Genomic DNA, 21,690 nt, shown 5'->3' with positions numbered 1-21,690 from the left:
ATTCCGCCGCAGGTTCCGCCGCCACCGGCGCTTCGCCGCTGCGCAGGTACTCAAAGAACTCGCTATCCGGGCTTAGCACGATCGACGAATTCCCCGCCTGCAAAGCCCGCTCATAGCTGGTCAGCGACCGCGTAAAGGCAAAGAATTCCGGGTCGCGCCCGAAAGCCTCGGCATAGATGCTGTTCCGTTCCGCATCCGCCTCACCCCGGATCACCTCGGCCTGCCGCCGCGCATCCGAGGTCAGCACCACCACCTCCCGGTCCGCCGTCGCCCGCACGCGCTGCGCCGCCTCGCCGCCCCGCGCGATTTCATCCGCCGCTTCGCGTTCGCGTTCCGCCCGCATCCGCGCAAAGGTCGCATCCAAGTTCTGTTCCGGCAGGTTCGTCCGCGTCAGCCTTACGTCGATCACCTCGATCCCCAAGGCAATCGCCTGCCGCCGCACGATCTCGCGGATCCGGTTCATCAGCGCCGTCCGGTCCTCGGACAGCACGTTGTTCGACGGCACTGAACCCAGAACCTCTTGGATCGCCGGGTTCACGATGCCTTCCAGACGCCGCAAGCCCTGTTCAATCCCCCCGGCCCCTACGGCCTGACGAAAGGCCACCAGATCCGAAATCCGCCAGCGCGTGAACGCATCCACCACCAGACGCCGATCATCCAGCATCGTCACCTCAACCGGCTGGGTCGCCACGCCCAAAATGCGGTCGTCATAGCGCACCACATCCTGCATCAGCGGAATCTTGAACCCAAGGCCCGGCTCGGTAATGATCTGCTTCACCTGACCGAATTGCAGCACCAGCACCCGTTCCCGTTCATCCACGATGAACACCGAAGACAGCGCCAAGGCACCGGCCAGCAAAGCCGCAGGAAGCGCAATTGCAGCTTTTTTCATCTCAGTTCCCCCCTGCCGTCGTGGCCGCAGCCGCACTGCCCGCCGGGGCTGGCACGGCCGAACCCCGGTTCAGCTCGTTCAAGGGCAAGAAGGGCACAACGCCCCCCGTCCCCTCGCCACCGGCCACGCCATCCAGAATGACCTTGTTCATCCCGCCAAAGACTTTTTCCATCGTTTCCAGATACATCCGCCGCCGCGTTACTTCCGGCGCCTTCACATATTCCTCGTAAACCGCCAGAAAACGGCTCGCCTCACCCTGCGCGGCGTTCACCACTTCGGCGCGGTAAGCTTCCGCCGCTTCCAGCAAGCGTGCCGCTTCACCCCGCGCCCCTGCCGTTGCTTGGTTCGCATAAGCATCCGCCTGCTTTTCCAGCCGGTCCCGTTCCTGTTGCGCCGCCTGCACCGCCCGGAAGCTGTCGATCACATCCGCCGGCGGGGCCGCCTGCCGCAGGTTCACCCGGATGATCGTGATCCCCGCGTTATAGCTGTCCAGCGTCGTCTGCACCGCCTTTTGCAGATCGCTTGTGATCAGCCCCCGGTCCCGGTTCAGGATCGGCGACAGTTCCGACCGCGCGATGATGTCGCGCATCGCACTTTCCGCCACCGCCCGGATCGTGTCATCCGGATCGGCCAGATTGAACAGATAGGATTCCGGATCATCAATGTTCCAGACCACCTGGAACCCGATGTCCACGATGTTTTGGTCCCGCGTCAGCATCATGCCCGACTGCGTATCCCCGTTCGCCCCCGCCCCGATTTCGGTGGTCCGTTCCACCCGCACCGGCACGATTTCCGCCGTCACCACTGGCCAAGGCGCAAAGTTCAGCCCCGGCTCGCCAATCGCATAGCGTTCGCCCAGAAACAGCTCCACCGAACGCTCTTCCGGCTTCACCGTATAGAACGACATAAAGCCCCAAACCGCCACCAGCGCCAAAGCGCCCAGACCCAAGCCCTGCTTGGTAAAGATCGGCCCCAGCGGGTTGTCATTCCCCCCGCCACCGCCGCCCGTCCCGCCGGAACGGCCCTTGCCGCCCATCAGCACGCGCAGCTGTTCCTGACCCTTTTTCATGATCTGGTCGATTTCGGGGATCTGCGGCCCCTCGCCCGGACGACGGCCGCCTTGGCCCCCATTCCGGTCGTCATCATTGTTGTTGCCGCCGCCCCCCCAGGGGCCCCCGCTGCCAGCCATCAACCCATCCTCATATTGCCTTTGGCCCTAACTGGGCATTCCATAGCGAAAATCAAGCCGAAAACGCCCCTAGGCCACCCGAACCGGCTTGCGCATCGTCACCAATTCCTCGGCCATCGTCGGATGCACCGCCACCGTCCGGTCGAAATCTTCCTTCGTCGCCCCCATCTTGACGGCAATCGCCACCATCTGGATCATCTCGCCCGCCCCCGGCCCCACGATATGACAGCCCAGAACCCGCCGTGTCTTGGCGCAGACCACCAGCTTCATCAGCACCCGATCCTCACGCCCCGCGAAAAGGCTTTGCATCGGCCGGAAACTCGCCGTGTAAATCTCCACCGGCCCGCATTCCCGCGCAGCCTCTTCCGACAGGCCCACCGCCCCCATTTCGGGCTGGGTGAAAACCGCGCTGGCCACCAATTCATGATCCGCCTTGCGCGGATTGGCCCCAAAGACGGTGTCCGCAAAGGCATGCCCCTCGCGGATCGCCACCGGCGTCAGGTTCACCCGGTCGGTCACATCCCCCACCGCAAAGATCGAAGGCACCGCCGTCTGGCTGTAATCATCGACGACGATCTCACCCCGCCGCCCGATCTGCACCCCGGTTTTCTCCAGACCCAGACCCTTGGTGTTCGGCGCCCGCCCCGTCGCCCAAAGCACCAGATCGTAAACCTCGGTGCTGCCATCGCTGGCCGTCACCTGAATGCCCCAATCCACCTTTTCCAGCCGCAAGGGGTTCGTCCCGCAATGAATGCGGATCCCCGCCGCCTGCATCGCGGTCGACACATGCCCCCGCGCCTCATCGTCAAAGCCCCGCAGAATCTGCGCCCCGCGATAGAATTGCGTCACCTTCACCCCCATCCCATTCAGGATGCAGGCAAATTCGCTGGCGATATAGCCGCCGCCAACGATCAGCGCCTTGCCCGGCAGCCGGTCCAGATTGAACATCGCATCCGAGGTCACCCCCAGCTCCGCCCCCGGAATATCCGGCACCACCGGATGCCCGCCCGTCGCAATCAGAATATGCTGCGACGTGATGGTTTCCCCCGTCGCCAGCCTGACGGAATGCGCATCCACAATCTCGGCCCGCGTGTCATGCACCGTGACTTTCGCGTTCTTCAACGTGTTGCGATAGGCCGCTTCCAGCCGGTCCAGTTCCGACCACAGCCGCCCCCGGAACTTCAGCCAGTCAAAGCCGCCATCCTTCACATCCCAGCCATAGGCCCGCGCATCGGCAATGGCCCCCGGATATTCGCTGGCATAGACCATCAGCTTTTTCGGCACACAGCCCCGGATGACACAGGTGCCCCCCATCCGGCTTTCCTCGGCCAGCCCGACCCTTGCCCCATGATCGCCCGAGGCGACCCGCGCCGCCCGAACCCCACCCGAGCCACCGCCGATCACGAACAGGTCATAATCGAAAGCCATGGTCATTCCCCGCCTTCGGCAAAGATGTTGTCCGGTTCCGTCAGATCCGCCGCCACTTCGCTGGCCGCCCCCGCGTCCAGATCGCGCACCGTCACGCGGCCATCGGCCTGCCCCAGAATCAGCACATCACAGATGTCCACGAACAGCCCGTTTTCCACCACGCCGGGAATCTGGTTCAGCACCATCGCCAATTGGCGCGGATTGCCGATATGTTTCAGATGCAGGTCCAGAATATGGTTCTTCTGGTCGGTCAGCAACTTCATACCGCCCATCTGCCGCACCTGCACCTCGCGGCCCAGCACATCCATGCCCTCCAGCAGTTCCTCGACCAGCTTCTGCGTCGTCTGCCAGCCAAAGGGGATCACCTCCACCGGCAGCGGAAAGGAGCCCAAAGCCGCCACCTGTTTCGCCGCATCGGCGATCACAATCATCCGGTCGCTGGCCGTCGCCACGATCTTTTCATGCAGCAGGGCCGCCCCGCCACCCTTGATCAGGTTCAGATCGCCATCCACCTCATCCGCGCCGTCGATGGTCAGGTCCAGCCATCCCGCCTCATCCAGCGTTGTCAGCGCGATGCCCTCTTCCCGCGCCAGCGCCGCCGTGCGGCTCGAGGTTGGAACCCCCGTCACCCGCAACCCCTCGTCGCGCACCCGTTCGGCCAGCCGTTTGATCATCCAAAAGGCGGTGGAACCTGTGCCCAAACCCACCTTCATCCCATCCTGCACATAATCCACGGCCTTCACGGCGGCGGCGTATTTCGCCCGGTCAATGGGGGACATTTCGCTGGACATGGGCGGCTCCTTGCTTGGCTTGCGCTGTTATAGGCAAAGCACGGAACCAGCGACAGGGGCAAGGCACAGCAGGCCAAGCCCGTTCTGCAAAACTGCACCAATCCCCCCGCCCCCTCTCTCCCTCTTTTCTTCAAAAATATCCTGGGGGGGCGCGCAGCGCGGGGGGCAAAGCCCCCCCGAACGCAAAGGAATATGGCCGCAGGCCATGCCGATGCTTCACCGCCCTCAGCTCTTGTCGCCCGCCAGTTCCACCGCCGCCTGCACCTCGGCCAGCGTCAACCCGCCATCGCCGTTCATGTCCAGCCCCATCAGCGCCATCAGCGCCGCCTCTTTCGCCGCCGACACCGCCTTGTCGCCCGCCGCTTGCGCCTGCGCCTGCATCTCGCCCGGTTCCAGCACGCCATTGCCATCGCCATCCGCCGCCGCATAGCCCAGCGCCAAACGACCGCGCCCTTCGGCCCCTTCCGCCCGGATCAGCACTGCCATTTCCTCGCCGCTGGCCGCCCCATCCCCGTCCAGATCCGCCTCCATCAGCCGCCGATAGGCCTGCGCCCGCGCCGCCGCGCGCTCCACCGTGATCGCCTCGGCAATCCCCTCCGGCGTGATCGCCCCGCCCTGCCCATAGCCCAGGATCAGATCCGCCGCGTCCGCCACAAAGGCCTCTGGCGCTTCCCGCATCCGTTTCAGCATCTTTTCCGGCAAATCGCCGGGCAAGGCCCCCTCTGCCTGCACCCCGCCAGCCAGCATCGCCAGCACCAACAGGCTTCCCGCAAATGACTTTCTCATAACCTTCCCCTGCGTTGAACGTGGTGAAGTCTTTGTTACCGCCACAGGGTTAAACGGCGGTTAACGCCCCCGCCCCAAGGCGCAATCGCCCGCCGCCCCGTCGCATCCGGCCTTTCACGCCGCCATTCCCCCGCTACATTGAACCAAAAGCGCGAGGCCCCATGTTTCTTTCCGTCTTCGAAATGTTCAAGGTCGGCATCGGCCCCTCCTCCTCGCACACCATGGGCCCCATGGTCGCCGCCGCCCGCTTTCTGGATACGCTCCGCGCCAGCCCTTTCCATGCCCACGGCCTGCGCGCCTCGCTCCACGGCTCGCTTGCCTTTACCGGCGTCGGCCATGCCACCGATCGCGCCACCATCCTTGGCCTCGCCGGTTTCCTGCCTGACAGCTATGACGCCGAAAAGGCCGATGCCTGCCTCGCGCAGATCAAGGCCACGGGCCGCATCCAGCCCCCCGGCTTGGGCGATCTGGCCTTTGATCCCGCCCGCGATCTGCAATTCGACTTTGGCCCTGCTTTGCCCGGCCATGCCAATGGCATGATCCTGAAAGCCACCGACGCGCAGGGCGATGTCATCCTGCAAGAAACCTATTACTCTATCGGCGGCGGCTTTGTTGTCACCGCTGCCGAACAGGAAAACGGCGGTGCGACCAAATCCACCACCCCCGTCCCCTATCCGTTTGAGACTGCGGAACAGATGCTCGCCATGGCCAAAGCTTCGGGCCTGTCCATCGCGGCCATGAAACGCGCCAATGAACTGGTGTTCCGCAAACCGCATGAGCTGGACCAAGGCCTCACCCGTCTTTGGCAAGTCATGAAAGATTGCATGGATCGCGGCATGGCGGGCACCGGCATCCTGCCCGGCGGCCTCAAGGTTCGCCGCCGCGCGCAGGGCATCCATCAGGCGCTCATCGCCGAACGCGGCCTGAACATGACCGCCCCGCATGTCATCAATGACTGGATCAGCCTCTATGGCATGGCGGTGAACGAAGAAAACGCCGCAGGCGGTCAGGTCGTCACCGCCCCCACCAATGGCGCGGCAGGCGTCGTCCCCGCCGTCATCCGCTATTGGCTGGATCATGTGCCGGGGGCAAACCCTGCGCGTGTCGGGGAATTCCTGCTGACCGCCAGCGCTGTCGGCGGCCTATGCAAGCACAATGCCAGCATTTCCGGCGCCGAATGCGGCTGTCAGGCCGAGGTGGGCAGCGCCTCGGCCATGGCCGCCGCCGGGCTTTGCGCCGTTCTGGGTGGCACCCCCGAACAGGTGGAAAACGCCGCCGAGATTGCCTTGGAACATCACCTCGGCATGACCTGTGACCCGGTGAAGGGGCTTGTTCAAGTGCCCTGTATCGAAAGGAACGGCCTTGGGGCGATCAAAGCCGTCTCCGCCGCCAGCCTGTCCATGCGCGGCGATGGGCAGCATCTGGTTTCCTTGGATGCCTGCATCGAAACCATGCGCCAGACGGGCCGCGACATGCATGAGAAATACAAGGAAACCAGCCTCGGCGGGCTGGCCGTTAATGTGCCTAACTGCTGATCAGATCAGCAGAAACGCCCCTGCCGATAGGCTTGCCCCCGCTTGCAAATCCGCGATCAACACCGGGCCGGCCCCGCCCTGGCCATCCCTGTCGAACCAAAGCGTGGCGTCCGTCGTGCGAAAGATGAATCGGTCATTCGCATCCCCCGCTTGGTTGTTACCCCCGATCTTGAGCCGTCCCGTAGGCAGGACGCCCGCCGAAAGCCCGCCGCCAAAACCCGAAGCGTCAATGACGATCACGTCAAAGTTTCCGCCGACACTGGAAAAATCGGTGATCTTGTCGCCACCCTCGGACGGCTTCAGAAAGATAAAACTCTCATCCCCATCGCCCCCGGTCAGCGTGTCACGCCCCGCCCCGCCGATCAGGCTGTCATTGCCCAGCGCACCGATCAGCCGATCATTCCCGCCATTGCCCCGCAGTTCATTGCCCAGCCCATTGGCCCGCAACACGTCAGCGCCCCTGTCCGACCCCAGAACACGGTTCATGTCGATATAGGTATCGCCCTTGGCAAAACCCGTGTTGGCGAATGTATTGGTCAGATCGACCTTGATCCCCGGCCCGGCCCTGAAATCCAGCGTGTCGAGGCCTTGGTCGCCGTTCATAATCTCGCCCGAAACGCCCGGCCGAAAGGTATCATTCCCTGGCCCGCCAAAGATGGATGCCCCCACCACTTTCCCACCCCGGCCATCATAAATATCATGGCCGAAACTCAGGGCAATATTATTGCCCTTGATGATGCCCCGGTTGATCAGCACATCCTTTCCCACACCGCCCTGAAAGACCGTGCCTTCCGACTCGATCACACCAAAATTGCGGACCACGGCCCCGGCCCCATAGGCAAAGCCAAGGCCGCTCATCACGCCTTCAATCAGGCCATAATTTGTTACCCTTGCGATGCTGTTGGGCAATGCGCTCTCTGGTGCGGTCCTGATGGCGGTATCCTCGCCCGCAATCACACCGCGATTGACGATTGCCAAGTTTGAATTTGCCAAAGACAGCGCAACACCGCCCATCACGCTGGCGTTTTCATGGACGTTGATCTTGACGTTGTTGCCCGTCAGCTGGATGCCGGTCGCCTCGCCCAAAACTGTGCCCGACACGACCACGCTTTGCCCATTGCCGCTGCCGATGATCGCGGCCGTATCCAGCGACCAGACAAGAATATTCCGGCCCACCGAAAGGTCATTCGCCGTGCCCAATGTATATTGATAACCCGTTCCAATCGAATTCTTTGCCTTGATCAACATGATGTATCCTTTGCCCAATATATCCTGAAAATCGGATGCGGCGGATCAGATCAGCCGCAGTGCCCAGCTTACATTTGCGCGCCCAACCGCTCCACGGCATCACCGTGACTTTTGCCACGGAAGAATTCCTTTCTGAAAATGTGGGCTCACGGCCAAATTCCCGCTGACCCGATCCTCGCACGAAATGCGCTCGCCACCAAGCCAAGGCTTGCGGATCAAACGAAAACGGCGGCCGGGTTTCCCCGACCGCCGCCCAAGATCCGCAAATCCGGATCAGATAATCACGATATCCGCCGCCGTCAGTGCCACCATCGGCACATAGGCCAGCAGCACGGCCTTGGCGCTGCCGCTGCCATCCTTGTCGAACCAAAGCCCGCCATCGTTGAGGTTCAAGATGAACCGATCGTTGCCATCCTGCGCCACATTGTCCGTCCGCGCCTGGAACCGCGATGCCGCCAAAGTGCCCTTCGCCAGCCCCGCACCAAACCCGTCCTGTGAAATCAGGATACGGTCGTCATTGCCCACTTCGGCGCCAAACCCGCTGATCGTATCGCCGCGTTCCGACAATCTGTTGAAGACAAAGCTGTCATTGCCCCCGCCACCATACAGTTCGTCCCGGCCACCACCGCCCTGAATGCGGTCATTCCCCTCGTCGCCATACAGCGCTTCGGCCATGTTGCCACCCAGCAGGCGATCATTCCCGTCGCCACCATAGATGTCGCCGACGATCCGGCCCAGACGCCCGTCATACAGATCGTTGCCATTGTCCAAAGACACATTGCCAACCAGCTTGCCCTTGTTCACCACGCTGTCATTCGCGGTGCTGGCGCTGACGGAATTGTCATCCAACGACACGATGGTCCCCGAATTCACCAGTTTCAGACCAATCGTGCTGATGTCGACGGCATCTTCGTCATAGGCATAGATGCGGCCGGTGTTGTTGATGGTGACCAAACCTTCGTCATCACCCGAAACATAGATTGCCGACGAGTAGGTCGCTGTAATGCTGCCGCTGTTGTTGATCTTGACCGCCGAATTTTCGCTGTTCGAGCCATAGATCGGATAAAGCCCTGTGATTGTGCCCTTATTGATCACGGTGAAATTCTTGCTGGTGAACGACAAGGCGTCGTCATAGTCGCCGACCACAAAGCCGCTCTTTTCGATGATCACCACATGGTTTCTGTCGCTATCCTGATCACCGAACTTGATCGTGTCATCGCCGCTGGACCGCACCATCCCGCTGATGGTCAGCGTCTGATTGCTGCCCGTCATAGAGATGGCGTAGCTGTCATCCGAATCGATCAGGCCGTTGGGCCCGACCACAACATCTGTCGTCCCCCCCACCGTCAACTGGACCCCTGAGCCGACCAGACTACCCAGAACTTTCTTTGTCGCCATAATGTCCTCCTCACATTTTACAAATCACACCGAACAACGGGAATCCTGTCCCGCACGACGGCCCCACCACAGGCCGCGACAGATTAACCATTCAAAGCTGGCTTTTCCTTGGCGCGGCCCCAATCAAACGACAAAAATATCCCCTGCCACGACCTTCGCCCCGGCCTGCAAATCGGCAATCAACACGGCCGCGGCCCCGCCCTTCCCGTCCTTGTCAAACCACAGCGTCGCATCCGTCGTCCGAAACACAAACCGGTCATTCGCATCCTGCGCCTTGTTCGTCGCCCCCGCATGAAACCGCCCCGCGGCCAATGCCCCCAAAGCCAACCCGCCACCAAAGCCCGAAGCATCTACCTCAAACCGATCGATGCCCTGCCAATCGCTGATCTTGTCGCGGCCATGGCTCGCCCGCGCATAGACAAACACATCCGCCCCGCCACCGCCTGACAAGGCATCAAGGCCCGCGCCTCCTTCTACGCTTTCTGCCCGCGCCCCGCCCTGAAAACGGTCCGCCCCGCCGCCCAGACGCACGTCCCCTTCGATTTGCCCTTGTCGGTTGTCCACACGGTCCCGACTGTTCCCCAGCAGAATAGCCCCTTCGATCCTGCCACTGTTCGTCAGGCTGATGGTCTTCGCCGGGCTGTCGGTCGTGATGGCGTCCCCAGCGGCCGTGATCAGCCCGGCATTCACAATCGTCACATCACAACTGTTGCTGCAATCCACCAGCACACCGATGGCCCCGCCGTTGATCACGCCCCCCGCCATGTTTTCCAGCGTGTAATCCGCGCCGTTGAACAGATACAGTCGAATGGCCGCCGTATTCCCAACCACCTCCCCGCGATTGACCAGCCGCGAATGGCTTTCCGCCCCGCTTTCCTCGATTGTGATCGCCGAATAATCGCCGCCAATTGTCCCATTGTTCAGAATCGAACTGTTCCCCGACACGGAATAGACTCCCGCCGCGCCCTTCCCCCAAACCGAGCCTTCCGCGCCAACCACCAGCCGATGCCCCGCCAAGGGGCTGGCCGCATCACTCAACCGGATCGCCCCATCCAGCCCGTAAACTTGCCCCAGAACATGAATGAAATTGCCAACCCCCACCGCTTCCAACGCAGGCCCGCTGTTCCAGCCAAAACTGAAACCAGACAGAACCACCACGCCATCCGCGTTTTGAATTGAAAGACCGACACTCCCCGGAAGACCGGAACCGAGTATGTTGGAATTGATCCAGGTGATCGCCATCTGTGCCTCCGCAATGCATATGAAAACGCCCGCAACCTAGGCGTGAAGGTGCGATCTGCCAACAAATTTTACCCTGCGACAGCGAAAGGGGCGGGGAAAGCCCCGCCCCGTGCCACCGCGCCGCAAAGATCGTCAAACGATGAAAATATCCAAGGCCGAGATCACCACCCCATCCTTCAGATCGGCGATCAGAATCGCCGGTTGTCGCCCTGTGCCATCGGCGTCAAACCACAGCGTGCTGTCCGTGGTGCGAAAGATGAAACGGTCGCCGGTATCGCCCGCCCGGTTCGTCGCCCCGGCGATAAAAGCGCTTTCCTCGATCAGGCCACGATCCATCCCCGCGCCGAACACCGCCTTGCGAAACGCAAAGGAATCGTCCTGCCCGTCGTTCGAGAAATCCCGAACCCGGTCCCCCGCATCGGCACGGGCGTCAAAGCGAAAGACATCATCCCCCGCCCCGCCGATCAGCACATCGCGCCCTTGCCCGCCAATCAGCGTGTCATTCCCACCGCGCCCGTCCAAAGTATCGGCCCCGGCATGGCCCACCAGCCGATTTTCATAAAGATCCCCGACAAAGCGGTCACGCCCCGACCCGCCCAGCAAAATCTCGAAATCCGAATAGCTGCGCTGCGGCCCGGCGGCAGACGGCACCAGATCCACCTGATTCAGCAGGACAATATCCACCCCCTTGGCCGTGTGCCGAAAATCCAGCGTGTCATCGCCCGCACCGCCCCAGACCCGATCATTCAAACCATCCAGCACGAAATGATCATTCCCGCCGCCACCCGAGACATAGGAGTCGCCCCCCAGAACCTTGCCGCCCCGACCGTCAAAACGATCATCGCCCTCATTCAGCCAGACCCCGCCCCGGATCGTGCCCCGGTTCACCAGCACATCATCGCTCGAGGCCAGATTGATCGCGCTTTCAAACTCGCTGAATATCAACCCGTTGTTCACAATCACCGCCCGCGCCTTCGCACTGTCCACGGCATAATCCTGCACCCGGATCGTGCCGTGGTTCACCAGACGCAAAGTCGCCCCACCCTCGATATCGGGGGCCACGATCCCATCATCCGCCCCGATGTAACCCCGGTTGATGATCTCTGCCGAACGGGTCATGCGGACCGCATCCCCATCCGCCATCACCTTGCCCTCAGCCCCAATGCTGATCTGCGTGATGCCCGTCCCGGCCATCGCCGCATTCTCCGGCCCCGCCACATGATCCGTCAGATAGATCGCCAAAGCCGCCGACAGGGTGCCATTCACCGTGATCTGGTTGCCCGGCGCCGTATCCACCACGCCATAGTTACCGCCCACAGCAAAAACATCGACCCCTGCCCCAATCAGCAGGTCTTGTCCCGCCTTCAGAACAAAGGCGGTGTCGGTCGTGACCTTGTCACGTGCTTTGATCAAAGCCATCTTTTGTGATCCTTTGGATGAATATGTCGCACGGCCCAAACCGGGCCTCTCCCCGACCTAGCGGCAACCTGCGCCACAGGGCCAGCCGCGCAAAACCCAAAGCGGGCCGCTCTATACCCCCGGTTTAAGCGCCTTTTTCCGGGGTTTAGGCCAATCGCGACATCATCGCGGCGCAACGCGGCTGGACAGGCCCCGACCGCGCCGTTAGCCCTTCCTCATGACCCAACCTGACCGCACCCTGCCCGGCGTCATTCTGATGCTGATCTTCTGCCTGTTTGGCCCGCTCTTGGATTTCGCCTCCAAGCTGGCCACCGAAACCATTCCCGTCGGTCAAATCACCGCCGCCCGCTTTGTGGTCCAAGGCGCGCTGATGGTCCCCGTCGCCCTGATCATGGGCCTTTCCTGGCGCGTCGATGCGAAAATGGCGGGCTGGCTCACGCTCCGCGCGGCATTCCTCATCCTGTCCACCTTCTGCTTTGTCTCGGGCGTCTCGGTCATGCCGGTGGCCGATGCCTTGGCCATCGTCTTTGTCGAGCCCTTCATCGTCCTGTTCTTGGGCTTCTGGCTTTTTGGCGACAGCATAGGCCCCCGCCGCATCCTCGCCTCGCTGGTGGCCTTTGCCGGGGCCATGCTCGTCATCCAGCCCTCCCTCGCCGCCTTCGGCCTTGTCGCCCTCTTTCCCTTGGGCACCGCCTTCCTTTTCGGCGGCTACATGCTCATCACCCGCGCCATGGCCGCCAACATCCATCCCGTCACGATGCAGCTTCACACCTCCATCGCCGGAACCCTGTTGTGCCTCCCTGTCCTTTTCATCGCCAACGGCACAGGCTGGACCCAGCTTGATCCCGTCATGCCCCAAGGCGCTGCCTGGCTTTGGCTTTTCGGCGTCGGCTTCTGGGCCTGTGTTGCCCATATCTGCATCACCTACGCCCTCAAATTCGCCCCCGCCGCCACCGTCGCCCCCCTTCAGTATTTTGAAATCGTCGTCGCCGTCATCCTCGGCTATCTCATCTATGGCGACTGGCCCACGCCCCTTACATGGGTCGGCATCGTCATCATCATTGTCGCAGGCCTCTACCTCGTTCACCGCGAACAGGTCGCCGCCAAGGGCCGCCGCAGCGCCCAGCTTCTTATGGACGAAGCGCCCTAAGCACCGCATCCAGCCGCCGCCGCGGCAGGATCACGATCATCCCCTCTCCCTCGAACCGCAGCCGCACCGGCCCCTTCGTCACCCGGTTCGACGTCCCGATCTTGCGCGCCGGGTCGAACGCCAACCCCTTGATCGGCCATTCCAGCCCCTCGCTTTCCCCCATCACTGCCGCCAGCGGAAACAGCGACAACCGATCCCCCGCCCCCAGCGCCAGATCCAGCCACCGCCCCGGTGCCGCCGCAAAGACCACATCCGGCCCCCCCAGCAGCACCACATGATGGGCCGCCCGATGCACCAGCGTATGCAAAACCGCCAGCGCATGATCCACCCGCCCCCCCAGCGCCCCCAGACCGATGATGAACGGCGCCGACACCGCCCCCAGCGCCTTGTCGAAATCCGTGCTTTCCTGTTCCCCAATATGCAAAAGCCGCCCCGGCCCCAGCGCCTCCCGCGCCCCTGCACGGATGCTGTCGAAATCGCCAATCGCTGCTTCGGGCATCAAACCCAGGGCCAAAGCCCGGTTTGCCCCCCCATCCGCCGCCACCAAAACCGGGGCCCGCGCCAAGGCCAAAGACAGGTCACGTCTGGTCGCTGGCCCCCCCGCCAACAGCGTGATCCCCTCTGTCGTCTCAACAATCTTGGCTGACATATTGAAATTGTCCCGAATTATGGCGCAGGATAGGGCCAATAGCCATAATCCATCCTTTAAATTACCCCTATCTCTGAATGAGATACCAGTGAAAGCAGGCAATCGGCCTGCGCAGACGATTCTGGGTGACCGACCAATGACCGGAGCCAGCAAAATCCTGACCGTCTCTTACGGCACGTTTTCGTGCACGCTAGAGGGTTTCGAAGATCCGCTGACCACGATGAAGATCATCGCGGAATATTTCCGCGATCTTGCATCCAGCGACCGTTTCTTCGGCTCGGAACCGCCCACCCCCGATGCCGCCATGCTGCACCGCATCGCCGAACGCGAACTGCGCCGCCGTGTCGATGCCAAGGTGCGTGAGGATGGCTCCGTCTTCCTGACTGCCTCCGACCCGGCCGAGGGTGCCCCGCCCAGCCTCCCCCCGCTGCGGCAATCGCTCAACGTGCCGGTTCAGCGCACTGCGCCGGGTCAGGGCCCCATCGAAGGCGTCGCGGCCAAACTTATGCGCATCCGTCAGGCGGCCCAAGCCCAGGCGCAGGCCGCTGTCGATGTCACAACCGAGGCTTTGCCCGTCGAACAGGCCGCCGCCATGCTTGATCGTGTCGGCAACGCCTTGTCCGTTGAACAGGACGACGACAATGGCAACCCCTGGCAAGACACGGTTGAGGTCGCCGGCATGGCCGGTGCCTTGGTTCTGCACGACGATGTTCGGGACCAACTGACCGACGCCCGCCCCGTTGTCGAGGATGAGGTCGACGACGAAGAAGACGACATCCCCCTCCCCCGTCCTGTGGCCAAAGCCGGGGCCGATGATCTGACCGACGACGATGCTATGGAAGGCATTGATGATTGGCAGTTGCACGATCAGGCCGCCTTCCTTGGAATCGACGCCCCGCCCCCTGCGGCTCGTGCCGCCGGGCACGAGGATGAGGCCGACGTCGTCGAGGCCACTTTGGAAGAGGTCGATGCCGCACTTGAGGTGGCCGATAGCGATGATGCCGTTGATGATGAATTGCTGGACGCCCAACTGGCCGAAACCATCCGTGCCGCTATGGCCTTCAACATGGACACCGATTCGAAATCCCGCAGTCGTGCGCCCGACAATCTGACGGACGAAGGCCCGGCTGGCGCTTTGGACGGCGAAGGCTCGCCCCTTGATAAACTGCGCCGCGCCAAGGCCAAGATGATCCGCGTTAGCCAGGCCGAACTGGCCAGTGGCGCCGGGATGCGCCGCCTGCTGGACGATGGTCAGGACGATGCCGAAATCGGGCGTCTGATTGCCCAGACCAATTCGGAAATGGATGTCCCAGAACAGCGCGCGCGCTGGTCCGCCATTGCCCATCTCAAAGCCGCTGTCGCAACCACTCAGGCCGACCGCGAATTGGGCGAAGATCCGTTGGGGCTCGATCAAGACCCCGCCGACGCCTATCGGCAGGAATTCTCGCAAATCGTGGGCGAGGATCAGGAAGACGAGGCTGACCGCCCCCCGGTGCTGGTGCTGGTTTCGGAACAGCGGATCGACCGCCCTGCCCCCGCAGCAACGCCGGTGGACGAACCTCTGCGCCCGCGCCGGGTCGCCGTGGCGGGCGGCAACGCCGCCCCTGCGCCGGGGCCAGTGCTAGAGCCGGTTTTGCTGAACAGCATGGTCGAGGATGAAGACGAAGAGGAATTTGCCGATGGCGGCGAATTCTTTGACCCGGCTGATTTCACCGAATTCGCCCAGCGTCTGGGTGCGGAAGAGTTGGACGAGGTGATTCAGGCGGCCGGCGTCTACGCGGCGATGATCGAATGCCGCCCGCATTTCTCGCCCGCCAATCTCCTGCGCCAGATCGCATCGGCCCCCGGCCTGCCGGGCTTTGCGAAAGAAGACGGGATGCAGGCCTTTGCCGATCTGGTCAAAGCAGGCAAGATTGAAAGGGTGCGGCAGGGCCAATATGTCGTGACCGACGACTCAGAGCTGATGCGCCAAGCCCGCGATATCATGAGCTGATCCCGCCACCAGGCGGTAGGGAAAAGGGGCCGGGGGCTATTCGCCTTCGGCCTTTTCATTGGGGTCGGGCTGTCCGATGCCCCGGAACACCGCCTTGAACGGCACGGCCCAGACAATCCCCAGACCGATATAGATGCCCAGTTCGATCACCATATTGGGCCGTTCAAACAGGCTGACCAAAAACCAAGCCAGCCCGATATAGACAGGTAAGCCCACCAACAGGATCAAAAGCGACAGACGTTTCTTGGCCTTATAGGACAGGGCCATGGCTCAGTCCGCAAAGGGGTCGGTCACAAGGATCGTGTCGTCGCGCTCTGGGCTGGTCGACAGCAGCGCCACCGGGCATTGGATCAGTTCTTCAATCCGCCGCACATATTTGATCGCCGCCCCCGGCAGATCGGCCCAGGAACGCGCCCCCGCCGTGCTTTCGCTCCAGCCTTCCATTTCTTCATAGATCGGCGTCACACGGGCCTGAAGGTTCGCCGCGGTCGGCAGATAATCCAGCCGCTGCCCATCCAGATCATAGCCCACACAGATTTTCAGCGTCTTGAACCCGTCCAGCACATCCAGCTTGGTCAAGGCGATGCCCGACACGCCGCTGGTGGCACAGGTCTGCCGCACCAGAACCGCATCAAACCAGCCGCAACGCCGTTTGCGGCCCGTGACGGTGCCAAACTCATGCCCCCGCTCACCCAGCCGCACGCCGTCTTCGTCAAACAGTTCTGACGGGAACGGCCCCTCGCCCACGCGGGTCGTATAGGCCTTCACGATCCCCAGCACGAAATCAATCGCGGTCGGCCCAAGCCCCGTGCCCGTCGCCGCCATCCCCGCAAGGGTGTTCGACGAGGTGACAAAGGGATAGGTGCCAAAGTCGATGTCCAAAAGCGAACCCTGCGCGCCTTCAAACAAAATGCGTTTCCCCGCCCGGCGGGCGTCATGCATCACCTTCCAGACCGGTTTCGCATAGGGCAAGATTTTCGGAGCCACTTCCATCAGCGCCGCTTTCAGCGCTGCCCTGTCCACCGCTTCCAGCCCCAGCCCCGCCCGCAGCGCGTTGTGGTGCGTCAGCAAACGATCCAACCGCAGGTCCAGCGTCGGCTCATCCGCCAGATCCGCCACCCGGACAGTCCGCCGCCCCACTTTATCCTCATAGGCCGGCCCAATGCCCCGCCCCGTCGTGCCGATTTTCGCCACCGAATTCTGATTTTCCCGCGCCCGATCCAATTCGCCATGCACCGGCAGGATCAAGGGCGTGTTTTCCGCGATCATCAGCGTCTCAGGGCTCACATGCACTCCCTGCCCGCCCAACCGCTCAATTTCCGACAGCAACGCCCAAGGGTCCAGCACCACACCGTTCCCGATCACCGACATCTTGCCCCGCACCACCCCCGAAGGCAGCAGCGACAGCTTGTAAACCTTGCCATCAATGACCAGCGTATGCCCTGCATTGTGCCCGCCCTGAAACCGCGCGATCACATCCGCGCGTTCCGACAGCCAGTCCACGATCTTGCCCTTGCCCTCATCGCCCCACTGGGCGCCCACAACAACGACATTGGCCATGATCCGCTTCCCCGCTTGAACACAAACGCCCGTCCTATAGCCCTTGCCCGCGCCGGGGGAAACGGAAAAATGACCCCTCCCCCCATCACCCTTGCCTAACGCCCCCGCCCTTGGCAGGATGCCCCCAAAACAGGGGGTTCACATGGGATTTCTGTGGCGCTGGCTGGGGGCCTTTGGCCTGACCGCCGCTTTCTTCAACCCGACCCAGTGGAATTATGTCACCTGGGCCCAGGCGAATTTCTCCACCCAGATGCCCTTTGTCCTCCTTCTTGGCCTCCTCCTCGCCCTTGGCCTTGGCCTCTAACTTCTCGCCACTCTCCGCTCCATCGGCCTGCTTGGCATCGTCCTTATCGCCGCCGTCTTTGGCCTTCTCCTCTGGCTGTTCCACGATTGGGGCTGGCTAGGCCTGACCAATTCCGCCCTCAACGGCTGGCTCGCCCTTCTGGGCCTTTCCCTCATCATGGGCCTCGGCCTTTCCTGGTCTCTCCTCTGGCAACGCGCCACCGGTCAGGCTTCCGTCGATGAGGTCGACAACTAAAGCCGAAGGGCTTGCGGCGGGCACAAACACGGCCTAGATAGGCCCATCTTTCCTGAATGGCCTTGGGTTCATGCAAAACGTCGTCCTGACCATCCACCTCATCCTTTCCCTCCTTTTGGTGGGCATCGTCCTGCTGCAACGCTCTGAGGGGCGCGGCGGGCTGATGGGGGGCGATGCCGCCATGACCGGTGGCCGTCAGGCCGCCAACGCGCTGACCAAGCTCACCTGGATCCTCGCGGCAGGCTTCATCACCACCTCGATCACCCTCACCATTCTGGCCGCCGCAGATTCGGGCAGCCGTTCGGTCGTCGATCAGTTCGGTGGCAACCTGCCCGCGCCTGAGGCCCCGGCCACCACCCTGCCCGGCCTCACCGGCGACCTGACGCCCCCCACCGCCACCGATGCCCCCGCCACCCCGCCCCGCGCGGACGCCCCGGCAGAACCGGCGACCGAAGGCGGCAACTGATCGCCCCGCCCCCATCTGTGGGGCGGTTCGACAAATGTTCTTCATCATCTAGCGGTCGGCTTGCGGACCCTGCAAAACGGGATTAGGCTTCTATTCCCGTGATACTGCGAATCTGCTTCGGCGAATCGCGTGTCCACAATTGGAAATTCACGGGGGTTCACCACATGGCGCGCTATATTTTCATCACCGGGGGCGTCGTGTCATCCCTTGGCAAAGGCCTTGCCTCTGCCGCCCTTGGCGCCCTGTTGCAGGCCCGCGGCTATACCGTCCGCCTTCGCAAGCTTGACCCCTATCTCAACGTCGATCCCGGCACGATGTCGCCCTTTGAACATGGTGAGGTGTTCGTCACCGATGACGGCGCTGAAACCGATCTGGACCTTGGCCATTACGAACGCTTCACCGGTGTCTCGGCGCGCAAAACCGACAGCATCTCCTCGGGCCGGATCTATTCCAACGTGTTGGAAAAGGAACGTCGCGGCGATTATCTGGGCAAGACCATTCAGGTCGTCCCCCATGTCACCAATGAAATCAAAGATTTCCTCCGCATTGGTGAGGATGAGGTGGATTTCATGCTTTGCGAAATCGGCGGCACCGTGGGCGATATCGAAGGCCTGCCCTTCTTTGAGGCGATCCGCCAATTCATCCACGAACGCCCGCGCGGCGAATGCATCCTGATGCACCTGACCCTGCTGCCCTATCTGGCGGCCAGTGGCGAGTTGAAAACCAAACCCACCCAGCACAGCGTCAAAGAACTGCAAAGCATCGGCCTTGCCCCCGATGTGCTGGTCTGCCGTTCGGAACATCCGATCCCGGAACGCGAACGCGAGAAAATCGCCCTGTTCTGCAATGTCCGCAAAGATTCGGTCATTCCCGCCTATGATCTGAAGACGATCTATGAGGCCCCGCTCGCCTATCACCGTGCGGGCCTGGATCAGGCCGTGCTGAACGCCTTTGGCATCGAACCGGCCCCCCAGCCGAACCTGACCCGCTGGGAAGACGTGATGGACCGCCTGACCCATGCGGAAGGTGAGGTTCGGGTCGCCATCGTCGGCAAATACACCCAGCTTGAGGATGCCTATAAGTCGATTGCCGAGGCGCTGACCCATGGCGGCATGGCCAACCGCACAAGGGTCAAGGCGGAATGGATCGACGCGGAAATCTTTGAACGCGAAGACCCCGGCCCCTATCTGGAACGCTTTCAGGCCATCCTCGTGCCGGGCGGCTTTGGCGAACGCGGGACCGAGGGCAAAATCAAGGCCGCACAATACGCCCGCGAAAAGCGCGTGCCCTATCTGGGCATCTGTCTCGGCATGCAGATGGCGGTGATCGAGGCGGCCCGCAATCTGGCCGGCGTCTCCGATGCAGGTTCCGAGGAATTTGACCATGAGGCCGGCGCAAAACGCTTTACCCCCGTCGTCTATCACCTGAAAGAATGGGTGCAGGGCAACCATATCGTCGCGCGCAAGGTCGGCGACGACAAGGGCGGCACCATGCGTCTGGGGGCCTATACCGCGCGTCTGGCGGCAGGATCGAAAGTCTCCGAGGTTTACGGCGCAACCGAGATCGAAGAACGCCACCGCCACCGGTACGAGGTGGACATCGCCTATCGCAAACAGCTGGAATCTTGCGGGCTGGAGTTTTCCGGCATGTCCCCCGATGGCCGCCTGCCGGAAATCGTCGAGGTGAAAGATCACCCCTGGTTCATCGGCGTGCAGTTCCACCCGGAACTGAAATCCAAACCCTTCGCGCCCCATCCGCTGTTCGCCGATTTTGTGCGGGCGGCGGTGGACGGGGTCAGATTGGTGTAGGGTGGGTGAAACCCACCACTCAGAATGACGTAAAGGGGGTTAACACCCGCCCTGCCGGGACACGAACTTAGGGTGGGTGCAAACCCACACCCGCACGCCAAAACCACCTCCACTCGCCCAACGGTGGGTTGCCACCCACCCTACCGGGACAAAAAATGCAGGGTGGGTGCAAACCCACCAAACCACCAACGCCTATCCCAAAAACCACCTGCGTCCCTGCGCTCGTTGACGCTATCTTAACCAACATCGCGCAACGCTTCGCGATGCCCCACTACATCCGCCCCCGCATCCCCGGTGCTTGCATCTTTTTCACCGTCAACCTCGCCACGCGGGGTGACAATACCCTCGTCCGTGAAATCGCAACCCTGCGCCGCGCTGTCGCCGAGGTTCGCGCGGACCGCCCCTTCCGAATAGACGCTTGGGTGATCCTGCCCGATCACATGCACGCCGTCTGGACGCTGCCCGAAGGCGACGCCGACTATTCGACTCGCTGGAAAGACATCAAGGCGCGCTTCACCAAATATGTCGGAGGAACCTATCCACGATCCGCCAGCCAACAAGCAAAGGGCGAAAAAGGCCTTTGGCAAAGGCGCTTCTGGGATCATCACCTCCGCAACGAAACGGCGCGGGAACAAGCGATCCATTATTGTTGGTTCAATCCGGTCAAACACGGATTGGTTCACAAGATCGAAGATTGGCCCTTCTCTACTTGGCATCGCGCCCGCACCCTGTAGGGTGGGTGAAACCCACCACCCCACCACAAAAGGTGGGGTGCACTCAGCCTACAAACCTCCCTCGAAAAGGCGATCCACTGTTGCTGGTGCAGTCCGGTCAAACGCGGATTGGTCGCGAAAACGACGACCGGCTCTTCTCCACTTGGCATCGTGACCACACCCCGTCGGGTGGGTGAAACCCACCATCCCACCGCAAACGGTGGGTTGCACCCACCCTACAAATCTCCCTGAAACGGCGCGAAAAAGGATAATCAGCCGTTGCCGATTCAATTCGTTCAAACATGAACCGATCAACAAAATCGAAGACTGGCCTTTCTCCACCTAGCATCGCGACGCCCCGTAGGGTGGGTGAAACCCACCACCCCAACGCCGAAGGTGGATTGCACCCACCCTACAAACCTCCATCGAGACGGTGATCCGCAATTCTCGCCTCAATCCGGTCAAACATGAACTGCCCAACAAGATCGATGCTTGCCCCTTCTCCACTTGGCATCGCGCCCGCACCCTGTAGGGTGGGTGAAACCCACCGCCACCCGACTTTGGTGATTTTCACCCACCCAAGAAATGCTCAAATTCCTTCTCAATCACCGCAACAACCGGGCCACCAAAGCCTTGCAAAACTGGTGCCAGCTACAAGGCGTTACACCCCTGTTCATCAGCCCCCAAACGGTCAGCGGGACAATCCATGTCACCGTCGCCGTCCCGACCGATACCGATGTGGCCCAATTGGGCGATCCGGCCCCCGCCCTTGCCGGGTTGCGGCGCGTCACCGCCACCGTAGTCTCGCAAGAAACCATCGACCGCGACTACGACGGCAACTGGTATTACTGGCACAAGTAGGCCGGGCTCGCCCCGGCTCAAAAA

19 protein-coding genes and 1 pseudogene are annotated in these 21,690 nt (G+C 62.1%); 8 read left to right on the top strand and 12 right to left on the bottom strand.

Translation table 11 applies throughout. The features are described from left to right. The 5 genes from hflC to IE095_RS14045 form a co-directional block, all read right to left on the bottom strand. Positions 1-892: protease modulator HflC (gene hflC / locus IE095_RS14065; protein ID WP_189412309.1), on the bottom strand; the 892-nt coding region annotated here is incomplete at its 3' end. A 1-nt stretch (position 893) separates the two neighbouring features. After that, complete coding sequence (gene hflK / locus IE095_RS14060) at positions 894-2,081, bottom strand: FtsH protease activity modulator HflK (RefSeq protein WP_189412308.1); 1,188 nt, start codon at positions 2,079-2,081, stop codon at positions 894-896. Between the two features lie 69 nt (positions 2,082-2,150). Continuing rightward, positions 2,151-3,509, bottom strand: a complete 1,359-nt coding sequence (gene gor, locus IE095_RS14055; RefSeq protein WP_189412406.1) for a glutathione-disulfide reductase — start codon at positions 3,507-3,509, stop codon at positions 2,151-2,153. A 2-nt stretch (positions 3,510-3,511) separates the two neighbouring features. Next, entirely contained in the window at positions 3,512-4,300 is a 789-nt protein-coding gene (gene rpiA, locus IE095_RS14050; RefSeq protein WP_189412307.1) for a ribose-5-phosphate isomerase RpiA, read from the bottom strand. Between the two features lie 225 nt (positions 4,301-4,525). Continuing rightward, on the bottom strand, positions 4,526-5,086 hold the full coding sequence (locus IE095_RS14045) for an EF-hand domain-containing protein (RefSeq protein WP_189412306.1): 561 nt from the start codon (positions 5,084-5,086) through the stop codon (positions 4,526-4,528). Between the two features lie 161 nt (positions 5,087-5,247). Here IE095_RS14045 and IE095_RS14040 point away from each other — a divergent pair, with 161 nt between their 5' ends. Further along, entirely contained in the window at positions 5,248-6,621 is a 1,374-nt protein-coding gene (locus IE095_RS14040; RefSeq protein ID WP_189412305.1) for an L-serine ammonia-lyase, read from the top strand. Here IE095_RS14040 and IE095_RS14035 read toward each other — a convergent pair whose 3' ends face one another. From IE095_RS14035 to IE095_RS18625, 4 genes are all read right to left on the bottom strand, one after another. After that, on the bottom strand, positions 6,622-7,869 hold the full coding sequence (locus tag IE095_RS14035; RefSeq protein WP_189412304.1) for a calcium-binding protein: 1,248 nt from the start codon (positions 7,867-7,869) through the stop codon (positions 6,622-6,624). Positions 7,870-8,142: 273 nt separating this feature from the next. Then, complete coding sequence (locus IE095_RS14030) at positions 8,143-9,267, bottom strand: calcium-binding protein (protein WP_189412303.1); 1,125 nt, start codon at positions 9,265-9,267, stop codon at positions 8,143-8,145. Positions 9,268-9,390: 123 nt separating this feature from the next. Next, positions 9,391-10,509 (bottom strand): calcium-binding protein, encoded by a 1,119-nt coding sequence (locus IE095_RS14025; protein WP_189412302.1) that lies wholly within the window; start codon positions 10,507-10,509, stop codon positions 9,391-9,393. Positions 10,510-10,641: 132 nt separating this feature from the next. Further along, the gene (locus tag IE095_RS18625) at positions 10,642-11,928 is read right to left on the bottom strand and encodes a calcium-binding protein (RefSeq protein WP_189412301.1); all 1,287 of its coding nucleotides are present in this window, start codon (positions 11,926-11,928) and stop codon (positions 10,642-10,644) included. A 217-nt stretch (positions 11,929-12,145) separates the two neighbouring features. Between IE095_RS18625 and IE095_RS14015 the strand changes: the two genes are divergently transcribed. Next, positions 12,146-13,078: a DMT family transporter gene (locus IE095_RS14015; RefSeq protein WP_229804801.1), complete on the top strand. Its 933-nt coding sequence runs from the start codon at positions 12,146-12,148 to the stop codon at positions 13,076-13,078. Here the strand turns inward: IE095_RS14015 and IE095_RS14010 are convergent. Beyond that, complete coding sequence (locus tag IE095_RS14010) at positions 13,059-13,727, bottom strand: thiamine diphosphokinase (protein ID WP_189412300.1); 669 nt, start codon at positions 13,725-13,727, stop codon at positions 13,059-13,061. The two genes, IE095_RS14015 and IE095_RS14010, sit on opposite strands and share 20 nt — an antisense overlap. Positions 13,728-13,863: 136 nt before the next feature. On the opposite strand from IE095_RS14010, the gene IE095_RS14005 reads away from it, so the two are divergent. Next, complete coding sequence (locus IE095_RS14005) at positions 13,864-15,720, top strand: hypothetical protein (RefSeq protein WP_229804800.1); 1,857 nt, start codon at positions 13,864-13,866, stop codon at positions 15,718-15,720. A gap of 36 nt (positions 15,721-15,756) precedes the next feature. Here IE095_RS14005 and IE095_RS14000 read toward each other — a convergent pair whose 3' ends face one another. Both IE095_RS14000 and IE095_RS13995 read right to left on the bottom strand, forming a co-directional pair. Then, positions 15,757-15,987, bottom strand: a complete 231-nt coding sequence (locus tag IE095_RS14000) for a DUF2842 domain-containing protein (protein ID WP_189412298.1) — start codon at positions 15,985-15,987, stop codon at positions 15,757-15,759. A 3-nt stretch (positions 15,988-15,990) separates the two neighbouring features. Next, positions 15,991-17,280, bottom strand: a complete 1,290-nt coding sequence (locus tag IE095_RS13995) for an adenylosuccinate synthase (protein WP_189412297.1) — start codon at positions 17,278-17,280, stop codon at positions 15,991-15,993. A gap of 118 nt (positions 17,281-17,398) precedes the next feature. On the opposite strand from IE095_RS13995, the pseudogene IE095_RS13990 reads away from it, so the two are divergent. The 5 genes and pseudogenes from IE095_RS13990 (at position 17,399) to IE095_RS13970 (ending at position 21,666) form a co-directional block, all read left to right on the top strand. Next, positions 17,399-17,818, top strand: a pseudogene (locus tag IE095_RS13990) (DUF6524 family protein). A gap of 70 nt (positions 17,819-17,888) precedes the next feature. Then, a complete protein-coding gene (gene secG / locus IE095_RS13985; protein WP_189412296.1) occupies positions 17,889-18,284 on the top strand; it encodes a preprotein translocase subunit SecG in 396 nt (131 codons plus the stop codon). A gap of 164 nt (positions 18,285-18,448) precedes the next feature. Continuing rightward, a complete protein-coding gene (pyrG, locus tag IE095_RS13980) occupies positions 18,449-20,092 on the top strand; it encodes a CTP synthase (protein WP_189412295.1) in 1,644 nt (547 codons plus the stop codon). Positions 20,093-20,355: 263 nt separating this feature from the next. Beyond that, entirely contained in the window at positions 20,356-20,826 is a 471-nt protein-coding gene (locus IE095_RS13975; protein WP_189412294.1) for an REP-associated tyrosine transposase, read from the top strand. A gap of 564 nt (positions 20,827-21,390) precedes the next feature. After that, on the top strand, positions 21,391-21,666 hold the full coding sequence (locus IE095_RS13970; protein WP_189412293.1) for a hypothetical protein: 276 nt from the start codon (positions 21,391-21,393) through the stop codon (positions 21,664-21,666). Positions 21,667-21,690: the final 24 nt, after the last annotated feature.

Source organism: Neogemmobacter tilapiae (genome assembly GCF_014652215.1).
Classification (GTDB): Bacteria; Pseudomonadota; Alphaproteobacteria; order Rhodobacterales; family Rhodobacteraceae; genus Neogemmobacter; species Neogemmobacter tilapiae.
This window is presented reverse-complemented; position numbering and strand designations above follow the sequence as displayed.

Excerpts from the sequence above, each read along its gene's own strand:
- IE095_RS14015 (WP_229804801.1), top strand. The coding sequence starts at position 12,146 with ATGACCCAACCTGACCGCACCCTGCCCGGCGTCATTCTGATGCTGATC.
- pyrG (WP_189412295.1), top strand. The coding sequence starts at position 18,449 with ATGGCGCGCTATATTTTCATCACCGGGGGCGTCGTGTCATCCCTTGGC.
- IE095_RS14005 (WP_229804800.1), top strand. The coding sequence starts at position 13,864 with ATGACCGGAGCCAGCAAAATCCTGACCGTCTCTTACGGCACGTTTTCG.
- IE095_RS14045 (WP_189412306.1), bottom strand. The coding sequence starts at position 5,086 with ATGAGAAAGTCATTTGCGGGAAGCCTGTTGGTGCTGGCGATGCTGGCT.
- IE095_RS14030 (WP_189412303.1), bottom strand. The coding sequence starts at position 9,267 with ATGGCGACAAAGAAAGTTCTGGGTAGTCTGGTCGGCTCAGGGGTCCAG.
- IE095_RS13975 (WP_189412294.1), top strand. The coding sequence starts at position 20,356 with ATGCCCCACTACATCCGCCCCCGCATCCCCGGTGCTTGCATCTTTTTC.
- IE095_RS14010 (WP_189412300.1), bottom strand. The coding sequence starts at position 13,727 with ATGTCAGCCAAGATTGTTGAGACGACAGAGGGGATCACGCTGTTGGCG.
- secG (WP_189412296.1), top strand. The coding sequence starts at position 17,889 with ATGCAAAACGTCGTCCTGACCATCCACCTCATCCTTTCCCTCCTTTTG.
- IE095_RS14000 (WP_189412298.1), bottom strand. The coding sequence starts at position 15,987 with ATGGCCCTGTCCTATAAGGCCAAGAAACGTCTGTCGCTTTTGATCCTG.
- IE095_RS14040 (WP_189412305.1), top strand. The coding sequence starts at position 5,248 with ATGTTTCTTTCCGTCTTCGAAATGTTCAAGGTCGGCATCGGCCCCTCC.
- IE095_RS14025 (WP_189412302.1), bottom strand. The coding sequence starts at position 10,509 with ATGGCGATCACCTGGATCAATTCCAACATACTCGGTTCCGGTCTTCCG.
- gor (WP_189412406.1), bottom strand. The coding sequence starts at position 3,509 with ATGGCTTTCGATTATGACCTGTTCGTGATCGGCGGTGGCTCGGGTGGG.
- IE095_RS13970 (WP_189412293.1), top strand. The coding sequence starts at position 21,391 with ATGCTCAAATTCCTTCTCAATCACCGCAACAACCGGGCCACCAAAGCC.
- hflK (WP_189412308.1), bottom strand. The coding sequence starts at position 2,081 with ATGGCTGGCAGCGGGGGCCCCTGGGGGGGCGGCGGCAACAACAATGAT.
- IE095_RS18625 (WP_189412301.1), bottom strand. The coding sequence starts at position 11,928 with ATGGCTTTGATCAAAGCACGTGACAAGGTCACGACCGACACCGCCTTT.
- IE095_RS14035 (WP_189412304.1), bottom strand. The coding sequence starts at position 7,869 with ATGTTGATCAAGGCAAAGAATTCGATTGGAACGGGTTATCAATATACA.
- IE095_RS13995 (WP_189412297.1), bottom strand. The coding sequence starts at position 17,280 with ATGGCCAATGTCGTTGTTGTGGGCGCCCAGTGGGGCGATGAGGGCAAG.
- rpiA (WP_189412307.1), bottom strand. The coding sequence starts at position 4,300 with ATGTCCAGCGAAATGTCCCCCATTGACCGGGCGAAATACGCCGCCGCC.